Source organism: Pandoraea aquatica (assembly GCF_902459565.1).
GTDB classification, from domain to species: Bacteria; Pseudomonadota; Gammaproteobacteria; order Burkholderiales; family Burkholderiaceae; genus Pandoraea; species Pandoraea aquatica.
This window is the reverse complement of record NZ_CABPSN010000006.1, coordinates 140,937-163,360: the sequence shown is the minus strand read 5'-3', so window position 1 is coordinate 163,360 and position 22,424 is coordinate 140,937. Positions and strand designations below refer to the sequence as shown.

The window sequence follows — 22,424 nt, the reverse complement described above, 5'->3', positions numbered from 1 at the left end:
CTTTGAGTGTTTCGATGAACGCGATAAACGCAGCATACTTCATCAAAGCACATCAAATCGCATCATGAAATCGGGTTGGTCGATTGCCGGTTTGCCGCCTATCGTACGACTTCATAGCGGATTGAAACGCATCGAAACGCATCGCAAGACCGGTGCGAAGCGAATAGGAAAAGAACAGGAGACGAGTGATGGCAGGAGCAGACGTGTCGACGTCGCGTCGGCTGGAGGGCCGCGTGGCGTTGGTATTCGGTGCGGGTTCGGTCGGCGACGGCTGGGGCAACGGCAAAGCTGCCGCAGTGGCTTACGCGCGACATGGCGCGAAGGTAGTTGCCATCGATCGCGAGGCGCAGGCGGCCGAGATCACACGCGACGTGATCGCCGGTGAAGGCAACGACGCCATCGCCGTGGCCGCCGATGTCACCCGCTGGGCCGACGTCCAGCAAGCCGTCGCCGCCGCCATCGAAACCTACGGCCACATCGACATTCTTCACAACAACGTGGGCATCACGTCGCAGGGCGGTCCGGTCGAAACCACCGAGGAAGTCTGGGATCGCGTGATGGCGGTCAACGTCAAGAGCATGTTCCTGACGTGCAAGGCCGTGCTGCCGACGATGGAGGCGCAGGGGAGTGGTGCCATCGTCAACATCGGCGCACTCGGCGGCGTTCGCTGGACGGGGTATGCCTACTGCGCCTACGCGGCGTCCAAAGGCGCGGTCAATTCGCTCACGCAGAGCGTGGCGCTGCAATATGCCGCCAAGGGTATCCGTGCGAACTGCATTCTGCCCGGCGTGATGGACACGCCGCACATCTATCAGCAGATTTCCGGCTTTTACGACAACACGCAGGCGATGGTCGAGGCGCGCAATCGCCTCTCGCCGACCGGGCGCATGGGCGACGGCTGGGATGTCGCGAACGCCGCCGTATTCCTCGCGTCCGACGAGGCGCGCTACATCAACGGCGTAGAGCTGCTGGTCGACGGCGGCATGCACGTACGGTGCAATTGACTGCGGTGCTGCGGTGCAGTCGACAATAGTGACGAGACGAAAACCACAATATCAGGAGACAAGCGCATGACCAGTTCAACTTCACAGGGCCGACGCAACGTACTGCGCGCGCTTTCTGCGCTGCCCGCGCTGGGCGTGGCCGGTGTTGCCGGTGTGACGGGCGTGCTGCCGCGCACCGCACGCGCCGCGGCACCCCAGTACGTGTTCAAGTACGGCAACAACCTGCCCGTCAGCCATCCGCTGAACGTACGCGCGCAGGAAGTCGCGGCGCGCATCGCGGCCGAGAGCAAAGGGCGCATGGAATTGCGCGTGTTCCCCAACAACCAGCTGGGCGGCGACACGGACATGCTTGCGCAGGTGCGCAACGGCGGGATCGACATCTTCAACGCAGGCACCATGGTGATCGCGACGCTCGCCCCGATCAGCGCCATCACGGCCGTCGGCTTTGCGTTCTCCAGCTACGACCAGGTGTGGCATGCCGTCGACGGCAAGCTCGGTGACACCATCCGGGCGGCCTTCGCAAAGACGGGGCTCTACACCTTTGAGAAGATGTGGGACAACGGCTTCCGCCAGATCACGAGCGGCAACAAGCCGATCACGAAGGCCAACGACCTTTCCGGTATGAAGATCCGCGTGCCGGTCAGCCCGATGGGCATCTCGCTGTTCAAATCGCTGCAAGCCTCGCCGACGAGTCTGCAATTCAGCGAGGTCTACTCCGCGCTGCAAACGCGCGTGGTGGACGCACAGGAAAACCCGCTCGCCATCGTGCAGACGGCAAAGCTCTACGAAGTGCAGAAGTTCTGCTCGATCACGAATCACAGTTGGGACGGCTATCACCTCGTCGTCAACGGCCGGTCGTGGAAAAACCTGCCGGACGACCTGAAGACCATCGTCGCCCGCGCGTTCAACGAAGCCGCCATCAAGCAGCGCGAGGACGTCTACGCGCTCAACACCGGCTTGCAAAACGAACTGGCGAGCAAGGGGCTGGCCTTCAATTCGGCGTCCCCCGAAACCTTCCGTGCGCAATTGCAGAAGTCGGGGTACTACGCCGAATGGCAGAAGAAGTTCGGTGCAGAAGCCTGGGCGTTGCTCGAAGCGACCGCAGGCAAGGTGGCCTGACATGACGCCGCGTCCCGCGCATCCGTCTGCCGCGTCAGGGCTCCATGCCACTGACGTCGACACCCCCGCGCACGGCTGGCGCGCGTTCGTGGCAGGTCTCGATCGCGCCATCGGCTGGCTGACGGAGATCCCTGCGGCGCTGCTCGTGCTGGCGGATATCGTCGTCATGCTCGCGGGGGTCATCGCGCGCTACGTGTTCCACGCGCCGCTCGTCTGGGGCGACGAACTCGCGGGCATCCTCTTTCTCTGGATGTCGATGCTCGGCGCGGTCGTGGCGTTGCGGCGTGGCGAACACATGCGCATGACGGCGTTCGTCGGCAAGGCATCGCCGGGCACGCGCGCATTCCTCGACATGCTGGCGGTCGCCGCCGCCATGGCCTTTCTGTTGCTGATCGTGCATCCGGCGTACGAATACGCGTCGGAGGAAGCGTTCGTCGTCACGCCCGCGATGGAAATCAGCAACGCATGGCGCGCGGCGGCCTTGCCGGTCGGCATGGCCCTGATGTTGCTCGTGAGCGTGCTGCGCCTGCTGCGCGCTGCGCCTGCGTGGCGCACGGTGCAGGCAATGGCGGTGGTGGCTGTCGTGTGTGCGGGCTTCTGGCTGTTGGGGCCGTCGCTCGAACCGCTCGGTCGCTGGAATCTGGTGATCTTCTTCGCGGGTGTCGTCGGCGCGTGCGTGTTTGCCGGCGTGCCGATTGCGTTCTCGTTCGCACTGGCGACGTTCGGTTTCCTGGCGCTCACCACGACCACACCACTGGTCGTGCTCGTCGGTCGCATGGATGAGGGGATGTCGCATCTGATTCTGCTGGCCGTGCCGCTCTTCGTCTTTCTCGGGCTGTTGATCGAGATGACCGGCATGGCGCGTGCGATGGTGCAGTTCCTCGCGAGCATGCTCGGCCACGTACGCGGCGGGCTGAGTTACGTGCTGATCGGTGGAATGTATCTGGTCTCGGGTATTTCCGGCTCGAAGGCTGCCGACATGGCCGCCATCGCGCCGGTGCTGTTCCCGGAGATGAAAAAGCGTGGCGCAGATCCGGGCGATCTCGTGGCGTTGCTCTCGACCACGGGCGCACAGACCGAAACCATTCCGCCGTCGATCGTGCTGATCACCATCGGCTCGGTGACGGGCGTGTCGATCTCGGCGTTGTTCACGGGCGGCCTGTTGCCGGGCGTCGTGCTGGGCGTGGCGCTGTGCTGTGTGGTCTGGTGGCGCTATCGCCATGAAGACCTGTCCGGTGTCGAGCGCGCCAAGAAGGGCGCGGTGATGAAGGCCTTCGTCTACGCGCTGCCTGCGGTCGCATTGCCGTTCGTGATCCGTGCGGCGGTGGTCGAAGGCGTGGCGACGGCCACCGAGGTGTCGACCATCGGCATCGCCTACTCGGTGCTGGCGGGATTGTTCATCTACCGTAAGTTCGACGCGCGGCGTCTGTTGCCGATGCTGATCGAAACGGCAGCGCTCTCGGGGGCCATCATCTTCATCATCGGGGCGGCGACCGGCATGGCCTGGGGGCTGACGCAATCGGGCTTCGCGCAGGACCTCGCGTCGGCCATGGAGCGCATGCCGGGTGGCGCGGCGGGCTTTATCGCGGTGTCGGTGGTCGCGTTTATCGTGCTGGGCAGCGTGCTCGAAGGGATTCCGGCCATCGTGCTGTTCGGGCCGCTGATGTTCCCGATTGCGCGTGCCGTCGGCGTGCACGAGGTGCATTACGCGATGGTGGTCGTGCTGTCGATGGGGCTGGGGCTGTTCGCACCGCCATTCGGGGTCGGGTACTACGCGGCGTGTGCCATCGGCAAGGTCGATCCGGCAAAGGGCATGCGCGCGATCTGGGGCTACCTCGTCGCGCTCGTCATCGGGCTGATCTGCGTCGCGGCGATTCCGTGGATCTCGACAGGCTTCCTGCGCTGAACGGCAGTACGCAAACGAACTCAGCCCACTCGGCTGCCACACAAAAACACATTCATAACAATCGCGAATCCGGTGAGCGAGGACGGTCCTCGCGCGCACGGCGACGCACACGTCACGAACGTCACAGCAAAGAACAAGGGACGACCCATGAGCAGATTTTTCGGCGAGATTCGCCAGGTGGCATACCTCGTGCCCGATATCGAGGCGGCAATGAACTACTGGTCGGACGTCCTCGGCGTCGGTCCCTGGTACTACAACCCCAAGGTGCCGATCCGCAACTACACGTATCGCGGCGAGTCGTTCGAGCCACACAATTCCGTCGCGCTCGCCAACGCGGGCGGTCTTCAGATCGAGCTGCTGCAAATCCGCAACGACGTGCCGTCGATGTACCGCGACTTCCTCAGCGCCGGGCGCACCGGTGCGCAGCACGTGGCGTACTGGACGGACAACTTCGACGAGGATCTGGCGCGCGCGCAGGCGGCAGGCTTCAAGGTCTGCATGAGCGGCGAAGTGGGCGAGAACGGACGTTTCGTCTACTTCGAAGATCGTGGCGCAGACCCGGGGTGCCACCCAGGGACGACCATCGAGTTGTCGGAAGTGGCGGGCCCGAAAGGCACGCTCTTTCGCATGATTCGCGAAGCGGCCGCCGACTGGGATGGCCGTGATCCGGTGCGTGTCTTTCCCGACCTGTCGAAGCTATGAGTACAAAGCTGAGTGCGACCTATCTGATCGAGACGCCCCTCGATCCGCGCGCGGTTGCCGAAGTGATGGCGGGCGAGCAGTCGTGCGGTACGTTCACGCGCGTAGAAGGCGAGACCGACGCGTTGCGCGAGCGCGCACGCGCCATTGTCGAGTCGGTCGAGACGGTGGGCGAGGTGGCGATGACGTCGCTGCCCAACGCATATCTCGAACGAAAGGGCATTCGCGGCCCGTGGCACCGGGCGCGCGTGCGCATCGCGTTTCCGACGGACAACGTCGGCGCGAACCTGCCGACGCTGGCCGCCACGCTCGCGGGCAATCTTTACGATCTCGGCGAAGTGACCGGCATGCGGCTGGAGCGCGTATCGCTACCGGCAGCGTATCGCGACCAGTTCGACTTCCCGCGCTACGGCATCGCAGGCACACGTGCAGCAACGGGTGTGTCGACCGGTGCGCTGGTCGGCACGATTCTCAAGCCGAATGTGGGTATGAGCGCCGAGGATACGGCGGCGCTGGTGGCGCGCTTGTGCGCAGCGGGCGTCGATTTCATCAAGGACGACGAGGTCTGCGCCGACCCGGTCCATGCGCCGCTCGCGAAACGCGTACCGGCGGTGATGGCTGCCGTGCGCGAGCATCGCGAGCGCACCGGCAAGCAGGTCATGGTGGCGTTCAACATTACCGACGAAACCGATGCCATGCGGCGTCACGCCGATCTCGTGAAGCGAGAGGGCGGCAACTGCGTGATGGTGAGCCTGAACTGGTGCGGCTTTTCGGCCGTACAGACGTTGCGCCGTCACACCGATCTCGCGATTCACGCGCATCGCAACGGCTACGGCGCGATGTCGCGCGACCCGCTCCTCGGCATCGGCTTTCAGGCCTATCAGACGCTCTGGCGACTCGCGGGCGTCGATCACATGCACGTGCACGGTCTGCAAGGCAAGTTCGCGCAAGCCGACGAAGAGGTCATCGAATCGGCGCACGACTGCTACCGGCCGTTGGCTGAGGGCAACGCCTCAGGTCAGGCGGATACGGTCATGCCCGCGTTTTCCTCGGGCCAGTGGGCGGGCACCGTCCCGGCGACCTGGCATGCCGTGGGGCGTGACGATTTGCTGTTCATGGCGGGCGGAGGCATTCTGGCACACCCGGACGGTCCTGCGGCAGGCGTGCAAAGTCTGCGCGACGCATGGCAAGCCGTTCGCGAAGGTTGCAGCCTTGAGGACGCCGCGAAGCAATCGTTGCCGCTCGCGTCGGCATTGCGCTTCTTCGGTCGCTGATCGGTAAGACGACATGGTCATCGAATCGAATGCGACTGCGCGGCATCGTCCGCATCTGCTCTATTACGGCGACGATTTCACCGGTGCGACGGACACACTCGCGACCGCTGCGCAAGCCGGGTTGCGCAGCATGTTGCTGCTCGCGCCGCCGAGCGTGCAACGTCTGGCCGCGCTGGGCGAGATCGACTGTTTGGGCATCGCGGGCATCGCACGCTCGCTGGCTCCGGCGCAGATGAGCGACGAACTCGCGCCGGTGGCTGACCTCGCGCGACGCCTTCAGCCGCGCGTGCTGCACTACAAGACCTGTTCGACGTTCGACAGCGCGCCGGACGTCGGCAGTATCGGCGGGGCCGTTCGCCTGCTGTCTCCGGCAATGCCCAGCCCGTGGGTGGCGATTGTCGGCGGTCAGCCGAACCTGCAACGCTTCTGTCTGTTCGGCAATCTCTTTGCAGCGGCCGGGGCGGGCGGCGACGTGTTCCGGATCGACCGTCATCCGACGATGAGTCGACACCCTGTCACGCCGATGAGCGAAGCGGATTTGCGGCGGCATCTTGCGCGGCAGGGGCTCGAAGGCATCGGTCTGATTCCGTGGACGAGCTACGACGCCGATGCGAAGCATTCGTCGTCCGCGCGCTTGCTCGCGTTGCGTGAGGCGGGCGTGACGCACGTGCTGTGGGATGTCGCGCGACAAAGTGACTTGGCTGAAATCGGGGCGCAGCTATGGACGGCGGCCGAACATGCGCCCCTACTGGCCGTCGGCCCGAGCAGCGTGACGCAGGCGGTGGCGAGTGCTATGCCGCAACGCGCGACGGTGGCGTCGGCGGGTGTCGCGGCGGCCAGCGGGCCGGTGCTGGTGTTGGCAGGAAGTCTTTCGCCCGTGACGGCCGCTCAGGTGGCCGCAGCGAAGTCGTTCGAGATCGTGCGTCTGGATGCCGCGCGACTCACGGAAGCGGACGGGCAGTATTGCGCGTCGGCTGCCTTAGCGCTTGTGAGGCATCTCCGTGCAGGCCGTCACACGCTGGCTTGCACTGTCCCGTCTCAAGGCGCTACGGCCAACGGCGGCACGATCAACGCCCTACGTCTCGCACAAGCCGGAGGGCGATTGCTCGCGCAGGTGCTGCGCGAAGTGCCGGTGTCGCGCATGGCCATCGCAGGCGGGGACACCTCCAGCCACGGCATGCGCGCGCTCGATGCCTGGGGGCTGACGCACGCAGGGACACTCGCACCGGGCGCGCCAATATGCCGTCTCAAAAGCGATGTGCCAGCTTTCGACGGCATGGAGATTCTGCTCAAGGGTGGGCAGATGGGCGGGGAGGATCTCTTCGAGCGGCTGGTGCACGGCGCGTGATTCAAACCGCATAGGTCAGGCATGAACCGCGCATCGCATGGCTTGGCGATGCGATACGATGCGATACGCGGCCTGTCTGCCATTACGCCTGCTGACGCGTCGCTGCCAGCACGATCTCCCGGATACACACGCCATCCGGCTGCGAATACGCGTAGTAAATGGCGTTGGCCACATCTTCTGCCGACAGCACCTTGCCGCCCATGTCCGCCTTCCACGCTTCGTAGCCGGTCTTGATGGCGTCGTCGGTGGTGTGGCTGAGCAAGTCGGTGTCCACTGCGCCCGGCGCGATGGTCACGACGCGCACGTTATGCGCCGACAATTCCTCGCGCAGATTCTCCGACAGCCCGTGCACGGCGAACTTCGTGCCGACGTACGCGACGTGATTAGGGAACGTCTTTCGACCTGCCACCGAGCTAATGTTGATGATCGTGCCGTGCTTGCGCGCGACCATGCCCGAGGCGACGGCGTGCACGCCGTTGAGCACCCCTTTGATGTTCACGTCGATCATGCCGTCCCATTCTTTCGGGTCCTGACGCGTCACGTCGCCGAGCAGCATGACACCCGCATTGTTGACGATGGCATCCGCTGGACCGAAACGGTCTTCGGCTTCGCGCACGGCGGCGTCCAGTGCGTCTCTGTCGGTCACGTCGACCGAGCGTGCGAGCGTGTTCGGCAAATCCAGCGATTCCATTTTCTCCAGCCGACGCGCGAGCAACAGCAGCGGATGGCCGTGCGACGAAAAGAGGCGGGCGGTCGCGACGCCAATGCCGGAACTACCACCGGTAATGACGACGAGGGGCTTTTGCGATGCAGTCATGAGAGACCTCCAGATATCGGCTCGATTTATGTGTAAGCGTTGAATCAAAGTCTAGACACAATTACCGACGGCGAAAAATGCATTATTCTTTTCGCAGAAATCGGAGAAACTTATGGATGGCCGTCAGCTAAAGGCGTTTATCGCCGTCTTTGAAGCGCGCAACATCACGGGGGCCGCACGCCGTCTTCATCTGAGTCAGCCCGCGTTGTCCGGCACGATCAAGAGTCTTGAGGACTTGCTGGGCACACAACTCTTTCTGCGCGAAGCACGCGGCGTCGCAGTGACCGAGGCCGCTCGCATACTCTATCCGCAAGCCCGCCGGATTCTGTCTCAGACCGATTCCATGACGAGACAATTCCGTCAAAGTGGGCATGTTTCTGGCATCGATATCGGTGTCGAAGCAGATATTGCTGCGCAGGATGTCGCACGATTCGTTGTGCTTGCGCGCAGCGCTGTGCCTGCGTTGTTCGTCAGTCTGCTCGATGGCTGCAAGGGCGACGCGCGCTTGTCCACCGAGGACGCGCGTTGCGAGGACGAACTGTTCTTGCCGCTCTTCATCGAGCCTTACGTGCTGGCGATCCCCGAGGGGCGCGATGCCGATGCTTTGCCGTGGATCGTCTGTCCGACGCATCCGACACACCAGCGCTTGCTGCCGTACTACGGCGCGGCGGCGGGTGCCCCGGCCGCGCACGCGGAAACCCTTGGGCTGGCGCTGAATCTGGTGTCGGCTGGGTTGGGGGCTTGTGTCGCGCCCGAATCGCTGGCGCGGGGGCATGCCGGAATTGCCGTTCAGCCCATCGACGGGTTCGAAATGTCGCGCCGCGTGGGCCTTTGCTACGCCGTGCAGGCACTGGACAAACCCGTTCTGGCGACGCTGGTCGAGCAACTGCGTGCCGACGCGTCGGCCGTGTCGGCGATGGTCTGACGTATCGGTGTCTCCTTCAGAGAGGTACTTGACGCGCAACCAACCAACTAGTAGATTGGTTGCCATCGGACGCTATCGTCAGCGTCAAACCCGCGTGTGAGGTTCGGCTTCACGCGCCGTTTCGTCTAATCGAGTTAAGGACTATGAGCGTCGAGCTGTCTCCCCGGGCGACCGAAATCGCAGAGCACACGAAGCAATTGTTGGCGGCGGGCGGTTATCACGGGTTCAGCTACGCCGATTTGTCCGAGCGTGTGAACATCGGCAAGGCCAGCATTCATCATCACTTCCCGAGCAAAGCGGATCTGGTGCTGACGGTGGTCAAACGGCATCGCGAGCAGGCGCGCGACGGGCTGGCGGCGCTCGATCAGCACGTGGCCGATCCGACGGCGCGTCTCGCCGCCTACACGAATTACTGGGCGGAATGCATTCGCGACGGTTCGATGCCCATGTGCATCTGCGCCATGCTGGCGGCGGAATTGCCGATGATCCCGGCGGAAATCGCCGACGAGGTGCGTCGCTATTTCGACGATCTGACGGCATGGCTCGCATCGGTGCTGGAAGCCGGTGTGGCGCAGCGGCAGTTCCGGTTGAACGGCAGCGCGCTGGTCGAGGCGCAGGCGTTCATGTCCACGGTGCACGGCGCGATGCTGACGGCGCGGGCATTAGGAAACGCGGATTCGTTTCAGGCGATTTCGCAAGTGGCGATCAGCCGTTTGAGTGGCGCGAAGTGAGTCTGACGACATGACGTCGACGAAGTGAGCGTCGTTCGGACGAGCAGACAGAAAAGGGCGCATTTGCGCCCACTTTTTGAAGCATCAAACCAACCAACTAGTCGGTAGAAGGAGTCCCCTCCATGCCTCATCCTATTTCCACCTTGGGCGCGGTGCATACCGCCATCAGTGTCGTGACGTTCGCGGCGGGTATCGTCAGCTTCGTCCGCTATCGAAAAATCGATCCGGCCAATCGCGCTGGTCAACTCTATCTGGTCGGCATGTTGATCTCGGTGTTCACGGCGTTCGGGCTGTCGAGCACCGGTGGTTTCAACGCGGGTCATGCGCTGGGCATTCTGGCGTTGCTCGCCACGCTGGGCGGCTTGCTCATCCCTCGCATCGACTTTCTGGGACGTGCGCGCCCCTACCTGTCGCAGTTCGCGTTCGCGTTCAGCTTCTTCTTGCTGTTGGTACCGGGGATCAACGAGACGCTGACGCGCTTGCCCGCGAGCCATCCGCTTGCGAGCGGCCCGGAGTCGCCACTCGTGCGCGGCGCGCTCGGCGCATGGCTGGGCATCTTCGTGCTCGGTGCGATCTTGCAATTCGTGTGGCTTCGTTCGCAACGTAGCCGCGCTTAAGCGCGTGTAAGCACGTTAGAGGGAACGAGGGAGGACGTCGGTATCAGTGCCGCGTCCTCCCGCATCGATGTCGAATCAGGCGTCGCCGCCGAGCGCAAAGTCGACGGCTGCCAATGCGTGCAATTCGGTGGTGTCGAACAGCAGCAGATCGGTGTGTTCCGGCTTCACGAGCAGCGAAATCTCGGTACAGCCGAGAATGATGGCTTGCGCACCGCGTGCGGCGAGCCGTTGCATCACGTCCAGGTAGATCGCGCGCGACGCGTCGCTGACGACGCCGACGCAAAGCTCGTCGTAGATCACACGGTGCACGGCGGCGCGGTCGTCGCTGTCCGGCACGAGCACGTCGAGTCCGAACTTTTGGTGCAGGCGCGACTTGATGAAATCCTGCTCCATCGTGAACGCTGTTCCTAACAGGCCGACGCAAGTGATCTCACGCGCCTTTGCGGCATGTCCGACCGGGTCCGCGACATGGATAAGCGGGATCGAGACGGCGTCTTCGATGTAGTTCGCCAGCTTGTGCATCGTGTTCGTGCACAGCACCACACAGTCCGCACCCCCCGCTTCCAGACGCTTCGCCGCCTCGCGCAACATCACGCCGGCGTCATCCCAGCGCCCCTCATGCTGAGCGCGTTCGATCGGGCCGAAATCCACGCTGAACATCAAGGTCTGCGCAGAGCGCAGCGGGCCGAGCTTCGCCTGTACCGCCTCGTTGACGATGCGGTAGTACTCCACGCTGGATTGCCAGCTCATGCCGCCGATAAGGCCGATGGTGCGCATGAAAATTCCTTGTTTGGTAGAGACGATGTTCGCGTGATGTGCGCGTGACGTCCGCTGAATTCGCTTATTCGCTTAACGACGCACCAGCGCCACAACGTAGACGCAAGGCTGCTTGCCCGCGTTGAGGAAAGTGCACGGCGCGGGCGGTCCGAGCTGAAGGCAGTCGCCTTCCTTGAGTTCGTACGTCAACTCGCCCTCTTCGAACGTGAGCGTGCCTTTGCGCACCCAGATCTGCTGATGCTGAAACGTGAAGGCCGACGACGGATACGACACGTTCACGCCCGGCGGCAGCGTCACTTCCAGCAACTCCAGCATGCCGCCATTGCGCGGTGACACGGCGCGGCGCAGATAGCCCGTCTCCGGGTCCTGCCAGACCAGTTGCTCGGCTTCGCGGCTCAATCGTTCACCGGATTGCTCGGCGAGCGAAAGCAGCATCGACAGTTGCAGACCGAATGCGCCCGAGAGACGACCGAGCAGTGCGGCCGTCGGGCTGGCTGCGCCACGTTCGATCTTGCTGATCATCGCCTTCGAGACACCGGAGCGTTCGGCCAGATCACCTAACGACCAGCCGCGGGATTCGCGCTCGATACGGATGCGATGCGAAATCGCGGGCGTCGGGTCCACCATCGGGGGAGTCATGCAGAGATTCCAAGGGTTTCGGGTTGCGAAATTATACAAGTCACCTCTATCACGACCCGGAAATTAAGCGTTTACCCCCAGTCGAAACATTTTTGATCGTAGTCAAACGTCTACTATAGTAAACGGCAACAACGGATCGAACCGCATTGGTCCCGCCCCTAATTTGTTGCAGACAAGGAGTCAACATGCCCCGTGAAATTCGACTGAACGCCTTCGAGATGAACTGCGTGGGTCATATCCAGCAAGGTCTGTGGACGCATCCCCGCGATCAATCCACGCGCTACAGCGAGTTGCAATACTGGGTCGACTACGCGAAGAAGCTGGAGAAGGGGCTCTTCGACGGGATGTTCTTCGCCGATGTCGTCGGCGTGTACGACGTCTATGGCGGCAACGCCGACGCTGCGTTGCGCAACGCCGTGCAGGTGCCGGTCAACGATCCGCTCATGCTGATTCCGGCGATGGCCGCGGCCACGCAACATCTCGGCTTTGGCGTCACGGCCAACCTGACTTACGAACAGCCGTTCCTGTTCGCGCGCCGTATGTCGACGCTCGATCACCTGACGGGCGGCCGTATCGGCTGGAACATCGTGACGGGTTATCTCGATAGCGCCGCGCGCGCCATCGGCATCGAAGGGCAGATCGCGCACGACGACCGCTATGACCTCGCGGACGAGTACATGTCGCTCGTCTACAAGCTGTGGGAAGGCAGCTGGGACGACGACGCCGTGCTGGCCGATCGCGCCGGTGGCGTCTACGCCGATCCGTCGAAGGTGCGCGTGATTCACCACCACGGCAAGCAATACAAGGTCGACGCCATGCACCTGAGCGCGCCGTCGCCGCAACGCACACCTGTGCTGTATCAGGCCGGTTCGTCGCCGCGCGGTTGCCAGTTCGCTGCCACCCACGCCGAGTGCGTCTTCGTGAACGGCCAGAAGATGGAGGGTGTGAAGGAGATCGTCGACACGATCCGCGCGGAGGCGGTGAAGTACGGCCGCGAAGCGAACGACGTGAAGGTTTTCATGGGCGCGACGCCCATCGTCGGCCGCACCGACGCCGAAGCAAAGGAGAAGTTCGAGGAGTATCGTCGTTATGTCAGCTCGGAAGGGGCGCTCGCACACGCGGCGGCGTCGCTCGGTATCGACTTCGCCAAGTACGACATCGACGAGCCGATCGACACCGGCAAGAGCCAGGCCATCGTGTCGAACGTGACGGCCATGACGCGCGCTGCCGGTCCGCAATGGACGCGTCGCAAGCTGCTCGAACAGATGGTGCTCGGCAGCCGCCAGACGCCGTGGATCGGCTCGGCGCAGACCATTGCCGACCAGATGATGGCGTGGAGCGAAGCGACGGGTATCGACGGCTTCAACCTGTCACGCACGGTCGTGCCGGAGTGCTTCGAAGACGTGATCGATCTCGTGGTGCCGCTGTTGCAGGAGCGTGGCGCGTACAAGACCTCGTACGGCGACGGCACGTACCGCAAGAAGCTTTTCGGTCACGACCGTCTGCCGCAAACGCACAGCGCTGCACAGTACCGCTCGGGCGCGAAGTAAGCGTCGCCGTGAAACCGTCACGTATCCAAGTATCGAACGAGGTGAAGGAAATGGACAAGAGCACGGTGGACAAATCGATCTTCCGCGAAGCGATGGCTGGCCTGGGCGCTGCCGTCAACGTCATTACCACCGATGGCCCCGGCGGGCTGGCCGGATGCACGGCCTCTGCCGTGTGCGCTGTTACCGACGATCCGCCCACGCTGCTCGTCTGCATCAACCGGGCGAGCCGAAACAACGCTGTGATGCGCGAGAACGCACGCCTGTGCGTGAACGTGTTGTCGGCCGATCAGCGCGACATCGCCATGCAGTTCGCGACGAAGGATCTGTCGATAGAAACGCGTTTCGCGAGCGGCGACTGGGACACCCTGCACACCGGTGCGCCGGCGCTGCAAGGCGCGGTGAGCGTGCTCGACTGCGAAGTGTCGTCGATCACCGAAGTTGGCACGCACACGGTCTTCTTCTGTGAAGTGAAGGCGGCGCGCTCCGCCGGGGCGCTCGATGGCCTGATCTATTTCGCACGCGGCTTTCACCGCGTCGGCATGGTCGCGCAAGCGGTTTCTGCCTGAGGACGCACTGCCCATGAAGTCTCCGTCCACCCTGCGCACTCTGCGCGAACACGGTGCCCCCGACGGCAAGATTGCCTCGCTGGCGATCGTGCTGCTGGCGCAAGTGGCGGCGATGGGGGTCTGGTTTTCGTCGACGACCGCCGTCGCGCTGATCAAGCGCACGCAGGCGATTGCCTCGGGGGACGAGGCGATGCTCACCGGTGCGGTGCAGCTCGGGTTCGTGATCGGCACCGTCGTGTCGGCCACGCTCGCGCTGCCCGACCGGTACGACCTGCGCCGGATCTTCGCGGCGTCTGCGCTAATGGCGGCGCTGTCGACCGGTGCGCTTGCGGTGCTGCCGCCGACGGGGCCGGTGGTGATTCTGCTGCGACTGATCACGGGCATTTGCATGGCTGGCGTCTATCCGGTCGGCATCCGGCTTGTAGCGACGTGGGCCAAAGCCGACCTCGGATTGCTGATCGGTCTGCTGGTCGCTGCGCTCACGCTGGGCTCCGCGAGTCCGCATCTGGTCGGTGGCTTGCAAGACCTCGACTGGCGCTGGGTCTATCTCGCGGCGGCCACGCTGGCCGTGGCGTCGGGCGTGGCCATCGGTTTCGCGGAGATCGGCCCGAACATCAAGCGGGCGTCGCGCGTCGATTTCACGAAGGTCACGCAAGCGTGGCGCGACCCGGCGGTGCGGCTGGCGAATCTGGGCTACCTCGGCCACATGTGGGAGCTGTATGCCATGTGGGCGTGGCTCGGCCTGTTCCTGCAATACACGTTGCATCTGCATGGCGTGGCGGACTTCCATGAGAAGGCCGAGATGCTGACGTTCGCGGTGATCGCGTTTGGCGCGGTCGGTGCGTGGGCGGGCGGCATGCTTGCGGATCGTCTGGGCCGAACGCTCGTCACGATGGGGGCGATGGCGCTCAGCGCGACATGTGCCGCCGTGATTGGCTGGCTGCCTGCGGCACCGCTTGCGCTTGTCGTGGGTGTCGCATTCGTGTGGGGCTTCTCGGTGATCGCAGACTCGGCGCAGTTTTCGGCGGCCGTGGCGGAGCTGGCGGACCCGACGTCGGTCGGCACGCTGCTCACCGCACAGACATGCGCCGGCTTTCTGCTCACGCTCGCCAGCATTCGGCTGGTGCCGGTGATCGTGGCGCACCTCGGCTGGCAGGGCGGCATGGGGGTGCTCGCCATCGGACCGGCCCTTGGCTGCGTGGCGATGTGGCGACTGCGTCAGCACCCGGCGTCGCTACGCATGGCCGGTGGCAAACGATAGCGCGACAACACACGAAGCTCTCTCCCTCAGTACCTCAAGTAACCCGAGACGTTGAAATGTATTCCTATCCCGATATCAAGATGCTGATCGGCGGTCAGTGGCGCGCCGCGCCCGGCCAACCGGTGACGAATCCCTCGGAAGGCACGACCATCGGCACCGTGCCGACGGCGACGCTCGCCGACCTCGACGACGCGCTGGCCGCTGCCGAGCGTGGCTTGCGCGTCTGGCGACGCAAGTCGCCCGCGCAGCGCACCGAGATCATGCTGCGTGCGATTGCGTTGCTCAAGGAGCGCGTCGAAAGCATCGCGTTCGCTATCTCGCTGGAGCAGGGCAAGACGCTGGCCCAAGCCCGCGCCGAAGTGCTGCGCGGCTGCGATCTGATGACGTGGGACGCCAACGAAGGCAAGCGTCTGTACGGTCGGGTCATTCCCGCTGAACCGGGCATGCGTCATACCGTGGTGCGTGAGCCGGTCGGTGTGATCGCCGCCTTCACGCCGTGGAACTTTCCGATGAGTTCGCCCGCCCGCAAGGTCGGTGGCGCACTCGCGGCGGGCTGTTCGATCATTCTCAAAGCGGCCGAAGAAACGCCCGCCGGTGCCGTGCTGATGGCGCAGGCGTTCCAGGACGCAGGCTTACCCGACGGTGTGTTCAACCTCGTGTTCGGCGATCCCGCGACGATTTCGTCGCACCTGATCGCAAGCCCCGTTGTGCGTGGCATCACGTTCACGGGCTCCACGCCGGTCGGCAAGCATCTCGCCGGGTTGACGGCGAAGCACATGAAGCCCGCCATTCTGGAGCTGGGCGGTCACGCACCGGTCATCGTATGCGACGACGCCGACCCCGAAGCGGCGGCGCTGGCGTGCGTCAAAGGCAAGCTCAACAACGCCGGTCAGGTGTGTGTGGCTCCGACGCGCTTCTTCGTCCATCGCAAGGTCTACGACGCTTTCATCGCCGCCTTCGCGCGTCATGGCGCGGCGATCCGCGCGGGGCACGCCCTCGAATCGTCGAGCGACATCGGCCCGGTGGTGAACCAGCGGCGTCTGGACGCACTGCATTCGCTGGTCGACGACGCCGTTGCGCGCGGTGCACGCGTACTGTGCGGTGGCGTTCGCGCGGAAGGCCCCGGCTATGTGTTTCCGTTCACCGCGCTGGCCGACGTGCCGCCTGACGCGCGCGCGATGCTCGAAGAACCGTTCGGTCCGCTGTCGCTGATCGTGCCCGTCGATAGCCTCGACGAAGCCATCGAACGCGCCAACAGCGTGCCCTATGGATTGGCGGGTTACGCGTTCACCCGCTCGGCGGCGAATGCCTACCGCCTTGGCGACGAACTCGAAGTCGGCAACCTCGCGATCAACCATCTGGTCTCGGCAGTCTCCGAGACCCCGTTCGGTGGCGTGAAGGACAGCGGCTACGGCAGGGAAGGGGGCACCGAGGGGCTTGAGTGCTACACGCACGTCAAGAGCATCTCGCACCTGATGGAGACGGCGTAACCCGACGACGGATCCGTCGCGGTGAACGTACGGGACACGCTTCACCGCATACACGACGTGCCGGACGACGGCTATCGAACATCGACACACGTTGATGTTGCGAAGCCCCGACCGGCCCGACAAGGCAACGGGAAAAACCAGGAGACGCTCATGCGGTCCATACATCTTTTAGCACTCCTACCAGTATTGGCGGTTCTGGTAGGTCCGTTTTTCGTCAACCGCGTCACGCCGTATGTGCTCGGCATGCCGTTTCTGCTGGCGTGGCTGGCCGGAGCGCTCGTGCTGACGTCGATTGTGATGGCGATCATCTATTACGCGGATCGGGCGCGATTCGAAGCGGCTGACCACGGCCAGGAAGGAGTCTGAGCATGAATAGCGCACTGATCTTCATCTTTCTGGCCATCGCGCTGGCGCTGTTCCTCGGCATTCGCGCGCGACGCGGCAAGGACATGAGTCTTGAGCAATGGGCCGTCGGCGGTCGCGGTTTTGGCGCGGCCATCGTCTTCCTGCTGATGGCGGGCGAGATCTACACGACGTTCGTGTTCCTCGGCGGCAGCGGTTATGCGTACGGCCATGGTGCCGGCGCGTATTACCTGCTCGGCTACGGCAGTCTGCCGTTCATCCTGTCGTACTTCCTGTTGCCGCCGATCTGGCGCTACGCCAAGGAACGCAACCTGATTTCGCAGCCGGACTTCTTCGCCTCGAAGTACAACAGTCCGGTGCTCGGCGTGCTGGTCGCCATTGTCGGCTTCGCGGCGCTGGTGCCGTACCTCGTGCTTCAGCTCAAGGGCCTCGGGATCATCGTGAGCGTATCGTCGTATTCCGCGCTCTCGTCGAATCAGGGCGTGCTGATCGGTGCGGTCGTGGTCGCGGTGTACGTGGCGCTGTCCGGCGTACACGGTTCGGCATGGACGTCGGTCGTCAAGGACGCGCTCGTCATGTTCGTCGCCGTGTTCCTCGGTCTCTATCTGCCGTATCACTACTACGGTGGCGTGGGCGACATGTTCGCGGCCATCGAGAAGGCCAAGCCGGGCTTCCTGGCGCTCAAGGACGTCGGTGAAAGCCCGGTGTGGATGGTCTCCACGGTGATCCTGTCGACGCTGGGCTTCTACATGTGGCCGCACATGTTCATGGCGACGTACACGGCCAAGCGTGAGGAAGTGCTGCGCCGCAACGCATTCGTGCTGCCGATCTATCAGCTGATGCTGCTGTTCATCCTCTTCGTCGGCTTTTCGGCGGTGCTCGCCGTGCCGGGCCTCACCGGTGGCGACATCGATCTGGCGCTGTTCAAGGTGTCGCTCGCGACGTTCGATCCGTGGTTCGTCGGCGTGATCGGTGCGGCCGGGATTCTGACGGCACTCGTGCCGGGGTCGATGATCCTGATGACGTCCGCCACGCTGCTCGCGAACAACGTGTATCGCCCGCTGCGTCCGCAGTCGAGCGATGCGCATGTCGCTCGCGTCGCCAAGTGGCTCGCTCCGGCGGTCATGGCGCTGGCGGTGCTGTTCACGCTCAACGGCGGTCAGACCATCGTGGCGCTGCTGCTGATGGCTTATGCACTCGTGACGCAGTTGTTCCCGGTGCTGCTCGCCAGCCTGATCGGCAAGAACCTCGTGACCCGCCCGGCAGCGTTCGCCAGCATCATCGTCGGTGAAGCGACGGTGGCGTGGGTGTCGCTCACGAAGAAGTCTGTCGCCGCACTCTTCCCGTTCCTGCCGGACGCGCTCAAGGACCTCAACGTCGGCATCGTGGCGCTGGTGTTCAACGTGGCGACGCTAGTGGTCGTGACGCTGCTCACGCGCCGCACGGCGGGCGCTGCGCAGCTCTCGGCAGACGCATCGTAATCCAGTCACAAGAGAAGTAACGAAAGCCCGTGGCCGCCCCGCAAAGGGCGCTGGGCTTTCGTGCAACAGACTAGCTATGACGACTTCCCTCGATATTCATCGCATCGCATTCGTGCAGGCTGGCTGGCATGCCGACTTGCTCGACGGCGCACGCGACGCCTTCCGGGCCCGCATGACCGAACTGGGCGTGCCCGCCGACCGTATCCATCACTTCGACGTGCCCGGTGCGTTCGAAATCCCCTTGTTCGCGAGACGTCTCGCCAAAAGCGGCCAGTACGACGCCATCGTCGGCGCGGCGCTCGTCGTCAACGGCGGAATCTATCGTCACGAGTTCGTGGCGCAGGCGGTGGTCGACGGTCTGATGCGTGTGCAGCTCGACACCGATGTGCCGGTGTTCTCGATGTCGCTCACGCCGCACCACTTCCATTCTCACGACGAACACTACGGCTTTTTCGACGGGCATCTGCGTCACAAGGGCCGCGAAGTGGCCGACGCCTGTGTCGGCATGCTGCTCGCACTGGCGAATCTCGACAGCCCCGTCGCTCCGGTGGATGACGTATCCGCCACACCTACCAAGGAATCTCAGACATGACGCCTCCGAGCGATCTGGACGTATTGCTCGCCGAGGGCGACGCCGACCTGCGCACCTTGCGCCGCGACCTGCATGCCCATCCCGAACTGCGTTTCGAAGAGCGTCGCACGGCGGACGTGGTCGCCGGGTATCTGACGTCGCTCGGCTACACCGTCGACCGTGGCATGGGGGGCACCGGCGTGGTGGCGAGCCTGCCGGGCGCAGACCCGTCGATGGGGATCGTGCTGCGCGCCGACATGGATGCACTGCCGATACAGGAAGCGAATACGTTCTCGCATGCCTCGTGTCATCACGGCGTGATGCACGCCTGCGGCCATGACGGCCACACGACGATGCTGCTCGGCGCGGCCCGTGTGCTGCGTCAATTGCCGCAGTTGCCGGGTTCGGTGCACTTCGTCTTCCAGCCGGGCGAGGAGGGCGGCGCGGGCGCGCAGAAGATGATCGACGACGGCCTCTTCGAGCGCTTCCCGACACAGGCCGTGTTCGGCATGCACAACTGGCCGACACTGCCGGCGGGCGAGTTCGGCCTGCGCACGGGGCCGATCATGGCGGCGGGCGTGCGTTTCCGGATCAAGATTCGCGGGAAGGGCGCGCACGCCGCGCAGCCGCATCTCGGCCTCGATCCGATTCCGCTTGCCTGTTCGATGGTGCTGCAATGCCAGACGCTGGCCGCTCGTCACAAGGATCCCGTCGCCCCGGCAGTCGTCTCCGTTTGCATGATGCACGCGGGCGACACGGACAATGTGATCCCGGATACGGCGGAGTTGCGCGGCACGATTCGCACCCTGTCGTCGGCCGTGCTGAACCAGTTGCAGGACGGTATTCGCCGCATTGGCGACGGCCTGGTAGCGGCCTACGACGCGACGATCGAGACGGAGTTCTTCCAGTACTACCCGGCGACCGTCAATACGGCGAACGAAGCCGCGCTGTGCGAGCAGGTCATGCGCGAGACGTTCGGCGACGAGGCCACACACGCAGACGTGCCGCCGAACATGACGTCTGAGGACTTCGGTTTCATGCTCGAAGCGAAGCCCGGTGCTTACGTGCTGATCGGTAATGCGCCACGTGGCGAAACCGGCGTCGGTTTGCATCATCCCGCCTACGACTTTAACGACGACATTATTCGCGACGGTGTGCGGTATTGGGTTGCGCTTGCGCAGGCTTACTACGTAGGACCACGTAGACGATAATTGCCCGAAGTCAAGATTTTTTAATGCGGCGAATTCAACGCACCTGCGTATTTTTATCCACGATGCAGGTGCGTTGTCTTTTCCGCTTCGGGCATTATTCGTGCCTGATATTTCAACCTAAGTCCCGATGAAATCGACGTAAAAACACGTCGATTTCATCGAATAAAACGGACGTTGAACTTGCACATCGGGACAAAATGTTTCGATACGCACAACGTCTCCATTCTTCCCTGAAACCCCACTGTTCATGGGGCTTTGCGGCGCAGCGGCAAAAGCACATTCCATCGGCTAGAGTGTATTTAAGCGTGTTTTACATGCGCTTTTATCGAACTAGAACAAGAGGAGACTGCTGAGATGCGGTTATTGCTATTGCTGCCGTTCATCGGCTTGTTGTGGGTGCCTTTCTACAACAAAGAACTGCCGGCCCTTTGGGGATTCCCTTTCTTTTATTGGTACCAGTTCGCCTGGGTGCCGCTGACCTCGCTGCTGATCTGGATCGTGTTTCGCGATGGTCTGAGGAAAGGGGAAGAATAAATGGAAGCCGGTATCAACTGGACTGCGCTAGCGGTCTTCGTATTTTTCTTCATCCTCGTGACCGTCATGGGGTTCTGGGCGTCGCGCTGGATGGCGGGACCGTCCAACAAAGGCGCGCATCTGGACGAGTGGGGCCTCGGCGGCCGTAACTTCGGCGCGTGGATTACGTGGTTCCTCGTGGGGGGCGACTTCTACACGGCTTACACCGTGATCGCTGTGCCGGCACTGGTCTACGCCGTCGGTGCCTACGGTTTCTTCGCGTTGCCGTACACGATTCTCGTCTACCCGATCGTCTTCCTGATCATGCCCAAGCTGTGGCACGCCGCGCACAAGGCGGGTCACGTGACGGCCGCCGACGTGGTCTACGGTCGCTATCAGTCGCGTCCGCTGGAGTTCGCAATTGCGCTCACCGGCGTGGTGGCGACGATGCCGTACATCGCGCTGCAACTGATCGGTATGGAAGTCGTGATCAAGGCGTTGGGGCTGACGGGTGAGTTGCCGCTGCTGGCCGCATTCGTGATTCTCGCGCTGTACACGTACTCGGCGGGGTTGCGCGCACCGGCGCTGATCGCCTTCGTCAAGGACCTGATGATCTACATCGTGGTGCTGGTGGCGGTGGTGGTCGTACCTGCAAAGCTGGGCGGCTATGGTGTGGTGTTCGACTCGGCGCGCGAGGTGTTCGCGAACAAGGGCGGGGCGACTGGCCTGACGCTCAAGCCGTCGCAGTTCCTGCCATTCGCCACGCTGGCGCTCGGCTCGGCGATGGCCGCGTTCATGTATCCGCATACGCTGACCGGCATTTTCGCTGCGAAAGATGCGAACACGATTCGCAAGAACGCCGTTTTCCTGCCGGCCTACACTGTGCTGCTCGGCCTGATCGCGCTGCTCGGCTTCATGGCTTACGCGGCGGGTGTGAAGGTGCAGACCAACAACGACGTCGTACCGGCGTTGTTCAACGGCCTGTTCCCGAGCTGGTTCGCAGGCTTTGCGTTTGCTGCGATTGCCATCGGTGCGTTGGTGCCGGCGGCCGTGATGTCGATCGGCGCATCGAACCTGTTCACGCGCAACTTCTGGAAGCCGTACGTCAACCCGGGGATTTCGAACGAGGGTGAAGCGAAGGTCGCCAAGGTCGTGTCGCTAGTCGTGAAGCTTGGCGCGCTGGTGTTCATCCTGTTCCTGCCGACGAAGTTCGCACTCGACCTGCAATTGCTGGGCGGTGTGTGGATTCTGCAAACGTTCCCGGCGCTGGTGTTCGGCCTGTTCGTGGGCTGGTTCGGCGCGCGTGCGTTGCTGTGCGGCTGGGCCGTCGGGATCGTGTGCGGAAGCTGGATGGCGTTTGCCGACGGCATCAAGCCGGTTCACTCGTTCATGGTGGGCGGTGAGCAGTACGCGATGTACACCGGCCTGATCGCGCTTGCGCTGAACGTGGTTGTGGCGGTGGTCGCTAACCTCGTGCTGGGCAAGGGGTCACGTCCGGCTCTGCGTAGCGCAGCGTAATTGCTGAGTGCTTGCCGCGTGTAGTCAGCGCGGCATTGCGCATG

Annotated in this window: 22 protein-coding genes; 19 read left to right on the top strand and 3 right to left on the bottom strand. The window is 63.5% G+C overall.

Annotated elements, in window-relative coordinates:
- Positions 1-188 precede the first annotated feature (188 nt).
- From PAQ31011_RS19670 to PAQ31011_RS19645, 6 genes are all read left to right on the top strand, one after another.
- Positions 189-1,004, top strand: coding sequence for an SDR family NAD(P)-dependent oxidoreductase (locus PAQ31011_RS19670; RefSeq protein WP_150577412.1), 816 nt, complete (start codon positions 189-191; stop codon positions 1,002-1,004).
- A 66-nt stretch (positions 1,005-1,070) separates the two neighbouring features.
- Positions 1,071-2,123, top strand: a complete 1,053-nt coding sequence (locus PAQ31011_RS19665; RefSeq protein ID WP_150577411.1) for a TRAP transporter substrate-binding protein — start codon at positions 1,071-1,073, stop codon at positions 2,121-2,123.
- Position 2,124: 1 nt separating this feature from the next.
- The gene (locus PAQ31011_RS19660; RefSeq protein WP_150577410.1) at positions 2,125-4,029 is read left to right on the top strand and encodes a TRAP transporter large permease; all 1,905 of its coding nucleotides are present in this window, start codon (positions 2,125-2,127) and stop codon (positions 4,027-4,029) included.
- A 147-nt stretch (positions 4,030-4,176) separates the two neighbouring features.
- A complete protein-coding gene (locus tag PAQ31011_RS19655) occupies positions 4,177-4,731 on the top strand; it encodes a VOC family protein (RefSeq protein ID WP_150577409.1) in 555 nt (184 codons plus the stop codon).
- Positions 4,728-6,002: a ribulose-bisphosphate carboxylase large subunit family protein gene (locus PAQ31011_RS19650; RefSeq protein ID WP_150577408.1), complete on the top strand. Its 1,275-nt coding sequence runs from the start codon at positions 4,728-4,730 to the stop codon at positions 6,000-6,002. Before PAQ31011_RS19655 ends, PAQ31011_RS19650 begins: the two co-directional genes overlap by 4 nt.
- Positions 6,003-6,015: 13 nt before the next feature.
- Positions 6,016-7,350: a four-carbon acid sugar kinase family protein gene (locus PAQ31011_RS19645; protein WP_150577407.1), complete on the top strand. Its 1,335-nt coding sequence runs from the start codon at positions 6,016-6,018 to the stop codon at positions 7,348-7,350.
- 82 nt (positions 7,351-7,432) lie between these two features.
- Here the strand turns inward: PAQ31011_RS19645 and PAQ31011_RS19640 are convergent, their stop codons facing one another.
- A complete protein-coding gene (locus PAQ31011_RS19640) occupies positions 7,433-8,167 on the bottom strand; it encodes an SDR family oxidoreductase (RefSeq protein WP_150577406.1) in 735 nt (244 codons plus the stop codon).
- A gap of 112 nt (positions 8,168-8,279) precedes the next feature.
- Here PAQ31011_RS19640 and PAQ31011_RS19635 point away from each other — a divergent pair, with 112 nt between their 5' ends.
- The 3 genes from PAQ31011_RS19635 (at position 8,280) to PAQ31011_RS19625 (ending at position 10,440) form a co-directional block, all read left to right on the top strand.
- Positions 8,280-9,092: a LysR family transcriptional regulator gene (locus tag PAQ31011_RS19635; protein ID WP_150577405.1), complete on the top strand. Its 813-nt coding sequence runs from the start codon at positions 8,280-8,282 to the stop codon at positions 9,090-9,092.
- Positions 9,093-9,235: 143 nt separating this feature from the next.
- Entirely contained in the window at positions 9,236-9,823 is a 588-nt protein-coding gene (locus PAQ31011_RS19630; RefSeq protein WP_150577404.1) for a TetR/AcrR family transcriptional regulator, read from the top strand.
- A 122-nt stretch (positions 9,824-9,945) separates the two neighbouring features.
- Positions 9,946-10,440, top strand: a complete 495-nt coding sequence (locus PAQ31011_RS19625; protein WP_150577403.1) for a hypothetical protein — start codon at positions 9,946-9,948, stop codon at positions 10,438-10,440.
- A gap of 75 nt (positions 10,441-10,515) precedes the next feature.
- Here the strand turns inward: PAQ31011_RS19625 and PAQ31011_RS19620 are convergent, their stop codons facing one another.
- Positions 10,516-11,217 (bottom strand): aspartate/glutamate racemase family protein, encoded by a 702-nt coding sequence (locus PAQ31011_RS19620; protein WP_150577402.1) that lies wholly within the window; start codon positions 11,215-11,217, stop codon positions 10,516-10,518.
- Between the two features lie 72 nt (positions 11,218-11,289).
- On the bottom strand, positions 11,290-11,856 hold the full coding sequence (locus PAQ31011_RS19615; RefSeq protein WP_046291224.1) for a helix-turn-helix domain-containing protein: 567 nt from the start codon (positions 11,854-11,856) through the stop codon (positions 11,290-11,292).
- A 185-nt stretch (positions 11,857-12,041) separates the two neighbouring features.
- Here PAQ31011_RS19615 and PAQ31011_RS19610 point away from each other — a divergent pair, with 185 nt between their 5' ends.
- From PAQ31011_RS19610 to mctP, 10 genes are all read left to right on the top strand, one after another.
- A complete protein-coding gene (locus PAQ31011_RS19610; protein ID WP_150577401.1) occupies positions 12,042-13,406 on the top strand; it encodes an LLM class flavin-dependent oxidoreductase in 1,365 nt (454 codons plus the stop codon).
- A gap of 50 nt (positions 13,407-13,456) precedes the next feature.
- Positions 13,457-13,972, top strand: a complete 516-nt coding sequence (locus PAQ31011_RS19605) for a flavin reductase (RefSeq protein ID WP_150577400.1) — start codon at positions 13,457-13,459, stop codon at positions 13,970-13,972.
- A gap of 13 nt (positions 13,973-13,985) precedes the next feature.
- Entirely contained in the window at positions 13,986-15,233 is a 1,248-nt protein-coding gene (locus tag PAQ31011_RS19600) for an MFS transporter (RefSeq protein ID WP_150577399.1), read from the top strand.
- A gap of 56 nt (positions 15,234-15,289) precedes the next feature.
- On the top strand, positions 15,290-16,723 hold the full coding sequence (locus PAQ31011_RS19595; protein WP_150577398.1) for an NAD-dependent succinate-semialdehyde dehydrogenase: 1,434 nt from the start codon (positions 15,290-15,292) through the stop codon (positions 16,721-16,723).
- 150 nt (positions 16,724-16,873) lie between these two features.
- Positions 16,874-17,089 carry a DUF3311 domain-containing protein gene (locus PAQ31011_RS19590; protein ID WP_150577397.1) on the top strand — a complete coding sequence of 72 codons (216 nt, stop codon included), beginning with the start codon at positions 16,874-16,876 and terminating at the stop codon, positions 17,087-17,089.
- Between the two features lie 2 nt (positions 17,090-17,091).
- Entirely contained in the window at positions 17,092-18,567 is a 1,476-nt protein-coding gene (locus PAQ31011_RS19585; RefSeq protein ID WP_150577396.1) for a sodium:solute symporter family protein, read from the top strand.
- A 76-nt stretch (positions 18,568-18,643) separates the two neighbouring features.
- Positions 18,644-19,159 (top strand): 6,7-dimethyl-8-ribityllumazine synthase, encoded by a 516-nt coding sequence (locus PAQ31011_RS19580; protein WP_150577395.1) that lies wholly within the window; start codon positions 18,644-18,646, stop codon positions 19,157-19,159.
- Positions 19,156-20,349: a M20 aminoacylase family protein gene (locus PAQ31011_RS19575; protein ID WP_150577394.1), complete on the top strand. Its 1,194-nt coding sequence runs from the start codon at positions 19,156-19,158 to the stop codon at positions 20,347-20,349. The genes PAQ31011_RS19580 and PAQ31011_RS19575 overlap by 4 nt, the downstream gene beginning before the upstream one ends.
- Before the next feature lie 354 nt (positions 20,350-20,703).
- A complete protein-coding gene (locus PAQ31011_RS19570; RefSeq protein WP_150577393.1) occupies positions 20,704-20,883 on the top strand; it encodes a DUF3311 domain-containing protein in 180 nt (59 codons plus the stop codon).
- Entirely contained in the window at positions 20,884-22,380 is a 1,497-nt protein-coding gene (gene mctP, locus PAQ31011_RS19565) for a monocarboxylate uptake permease MctP (protein WP_150577392.1), read from the top strand.
- The last annotated feature ends 44 nt before the right edge of the window (positions 22,381-22,424 follow it).

Bases quoted from the DNA above. Each gene is read 5' to 3' on its own strand.
- PAQ31011_RS19660 (WP_150577410.1), top strand. From the start codon at position 2,125: ATGACGCCGCGTCCCGCGCATCCGTCTGCCGCGTCAGGGCTCCATGCC.
- PAQ31011_RS19625 (WP_150577403.1), top strand. From the start codon at position 9,946: ATGCCTCATCCTATTTCCACCTTGGGCGCGGTGCATACCGCCATCAGT.
- PAQ31011_RS19630 (WP_150577404.1), top strand. From the start codon at position 9,236: ATGAGCGTCGAGCTGTCTCCCCGGGCGACCGAAATCGCAGAGCACACG.
- PAQ31011_RS19590 (WP_150577397.1), top strand. From the start codon at position 16,874: ATGCGGTCCATACATCTTTTAGCACTCCTACCAGTATTGGCGGTTCTG.
- PAQ31011_RS19645 (WP_150577407.1), top strand. From the start codon at position 6,016: ATGGTCATCGAATCGAATGCGACTGCGCGGCATCGTCCGCATCTGCTC.
- PAQ31011_RS19620 (WP_150577402.1), bottom strand. From the start codon at position 11,217: ATGCGCACCATCGGCCTTATCGGCGGCATGAGCTGGCAATCCAGCGTG.
- PAQ31011_RS19610 (WP_150577401.1), top strand. From the start codon at position 12,042: ATGCCCCGTGAAATTCGACTGAACGCCTTCGAGATGAACTGCGTGGGT.
- PAQ31011_RS19580 (WP_150577395.1), top strand. From the start codon at position 18,644: ATGACGACTTCCCTCGATATTCATCGCATCGCATTCGTGCAGGCTGGC.
- PAQ31011_RS19650 (WP_150577408.1), top strand. From the start codon at position 4,728: ATGAGTACAAAGCTGAGTGCGACCTATCTGATCGAGACGCCCCTCGAT.
- PAQ31011_RS19600 (WP_150577399.1), top strand. From the start codon at position 13,986: ATGAAGTCTCCGTCCACCCTGCGCACTCTGCGCGAACACGGTGCCCCC.
- PAQ31011_RS19615 (WP_046291224.1), bottom strand. From the start codon at position 11,856: ATGACTCCCCCGATGGTGGACCCGACGCCCGCGATTTCGCATCGCATC.
- PAQ31011_RS19575 (WP_150577394.1), top strand. From the start codon at position 19,156: ATGACGCCTCCGAGCGATCTGGACGTATTGCTCGCCGAGGGCGACGCC.
- PAQ31011_RS19655 (WP_150577409.1), top strand. From the start codon at position 4,177: ATGAGCAGATTTTTCGGCGAGATTCGCCAGGTGGCATACCTCGTGCCC.
- PAQ31011_RS19605 (WP_150577400.1), top strand. From the start codon at position 13,457: ATGGACAAGAGCACGGTGGACAAATCGATCTTCCGCGAAGCGATGGCT.
- mctP (WP_150577392.1), top strand. From the start codon at position 20,884: ATGGAAGCCGGTATCAACTGGACTGCGCTAGCGGTCTTCGTATTTTTC.
- PAQ31011_RS19670 (WP_150577412.1), top strand. From the start codon at position 189: ATGGCAGGAGCAGACGTGTCGACGTCGCGTCGGCTGGAGGGCCGCGTG.
- PAQ31011_RS19640 (WP_150577406.1), bottom strand. From the start codon at position 8,167: ATGACTGCATCGCAAAAGCCCCTCGTCGTCATTACCGGTGGTAGTTCC.
- PAQ31011_RS19570 (WP_150577393.1), top strand. From the start codon at position 20,704: ATGCGGTTATTGCTATTGCTGCCGTTCATCGGCTTGTTGTGGGTGCCT.
- PAQ31011_RS19595 (WP_150577398.1), top strand. From the start codon at position 15,290: ATGTATTCCTATCCCGATATCAAGATGCTGATCGGCGGTCAGTGGCGC.
- PAQ31011_RS19635 (WP_150577405.1), top strand. From the start codon at position 8,280: ATGGATGGCCGTCAGCTAAAGGCGTTTATCGCCGTCTTTGAAGCGCGC.
- PAQ31011_RS19665 (WP_150577411.1), top strand. From the start codon at position 1,071: ATGACCAGTTCAACTTCACAGGGCCGACGCAACGTACTGCGCGCGCTT.
- PAQ31011_RS19585 (WP_150577396.1), top strand. From the start codon at position 17,092: ATGAATAGCGCACTGATCTTCATCTTTCTGGCCATCGCGCTGGCGCTG.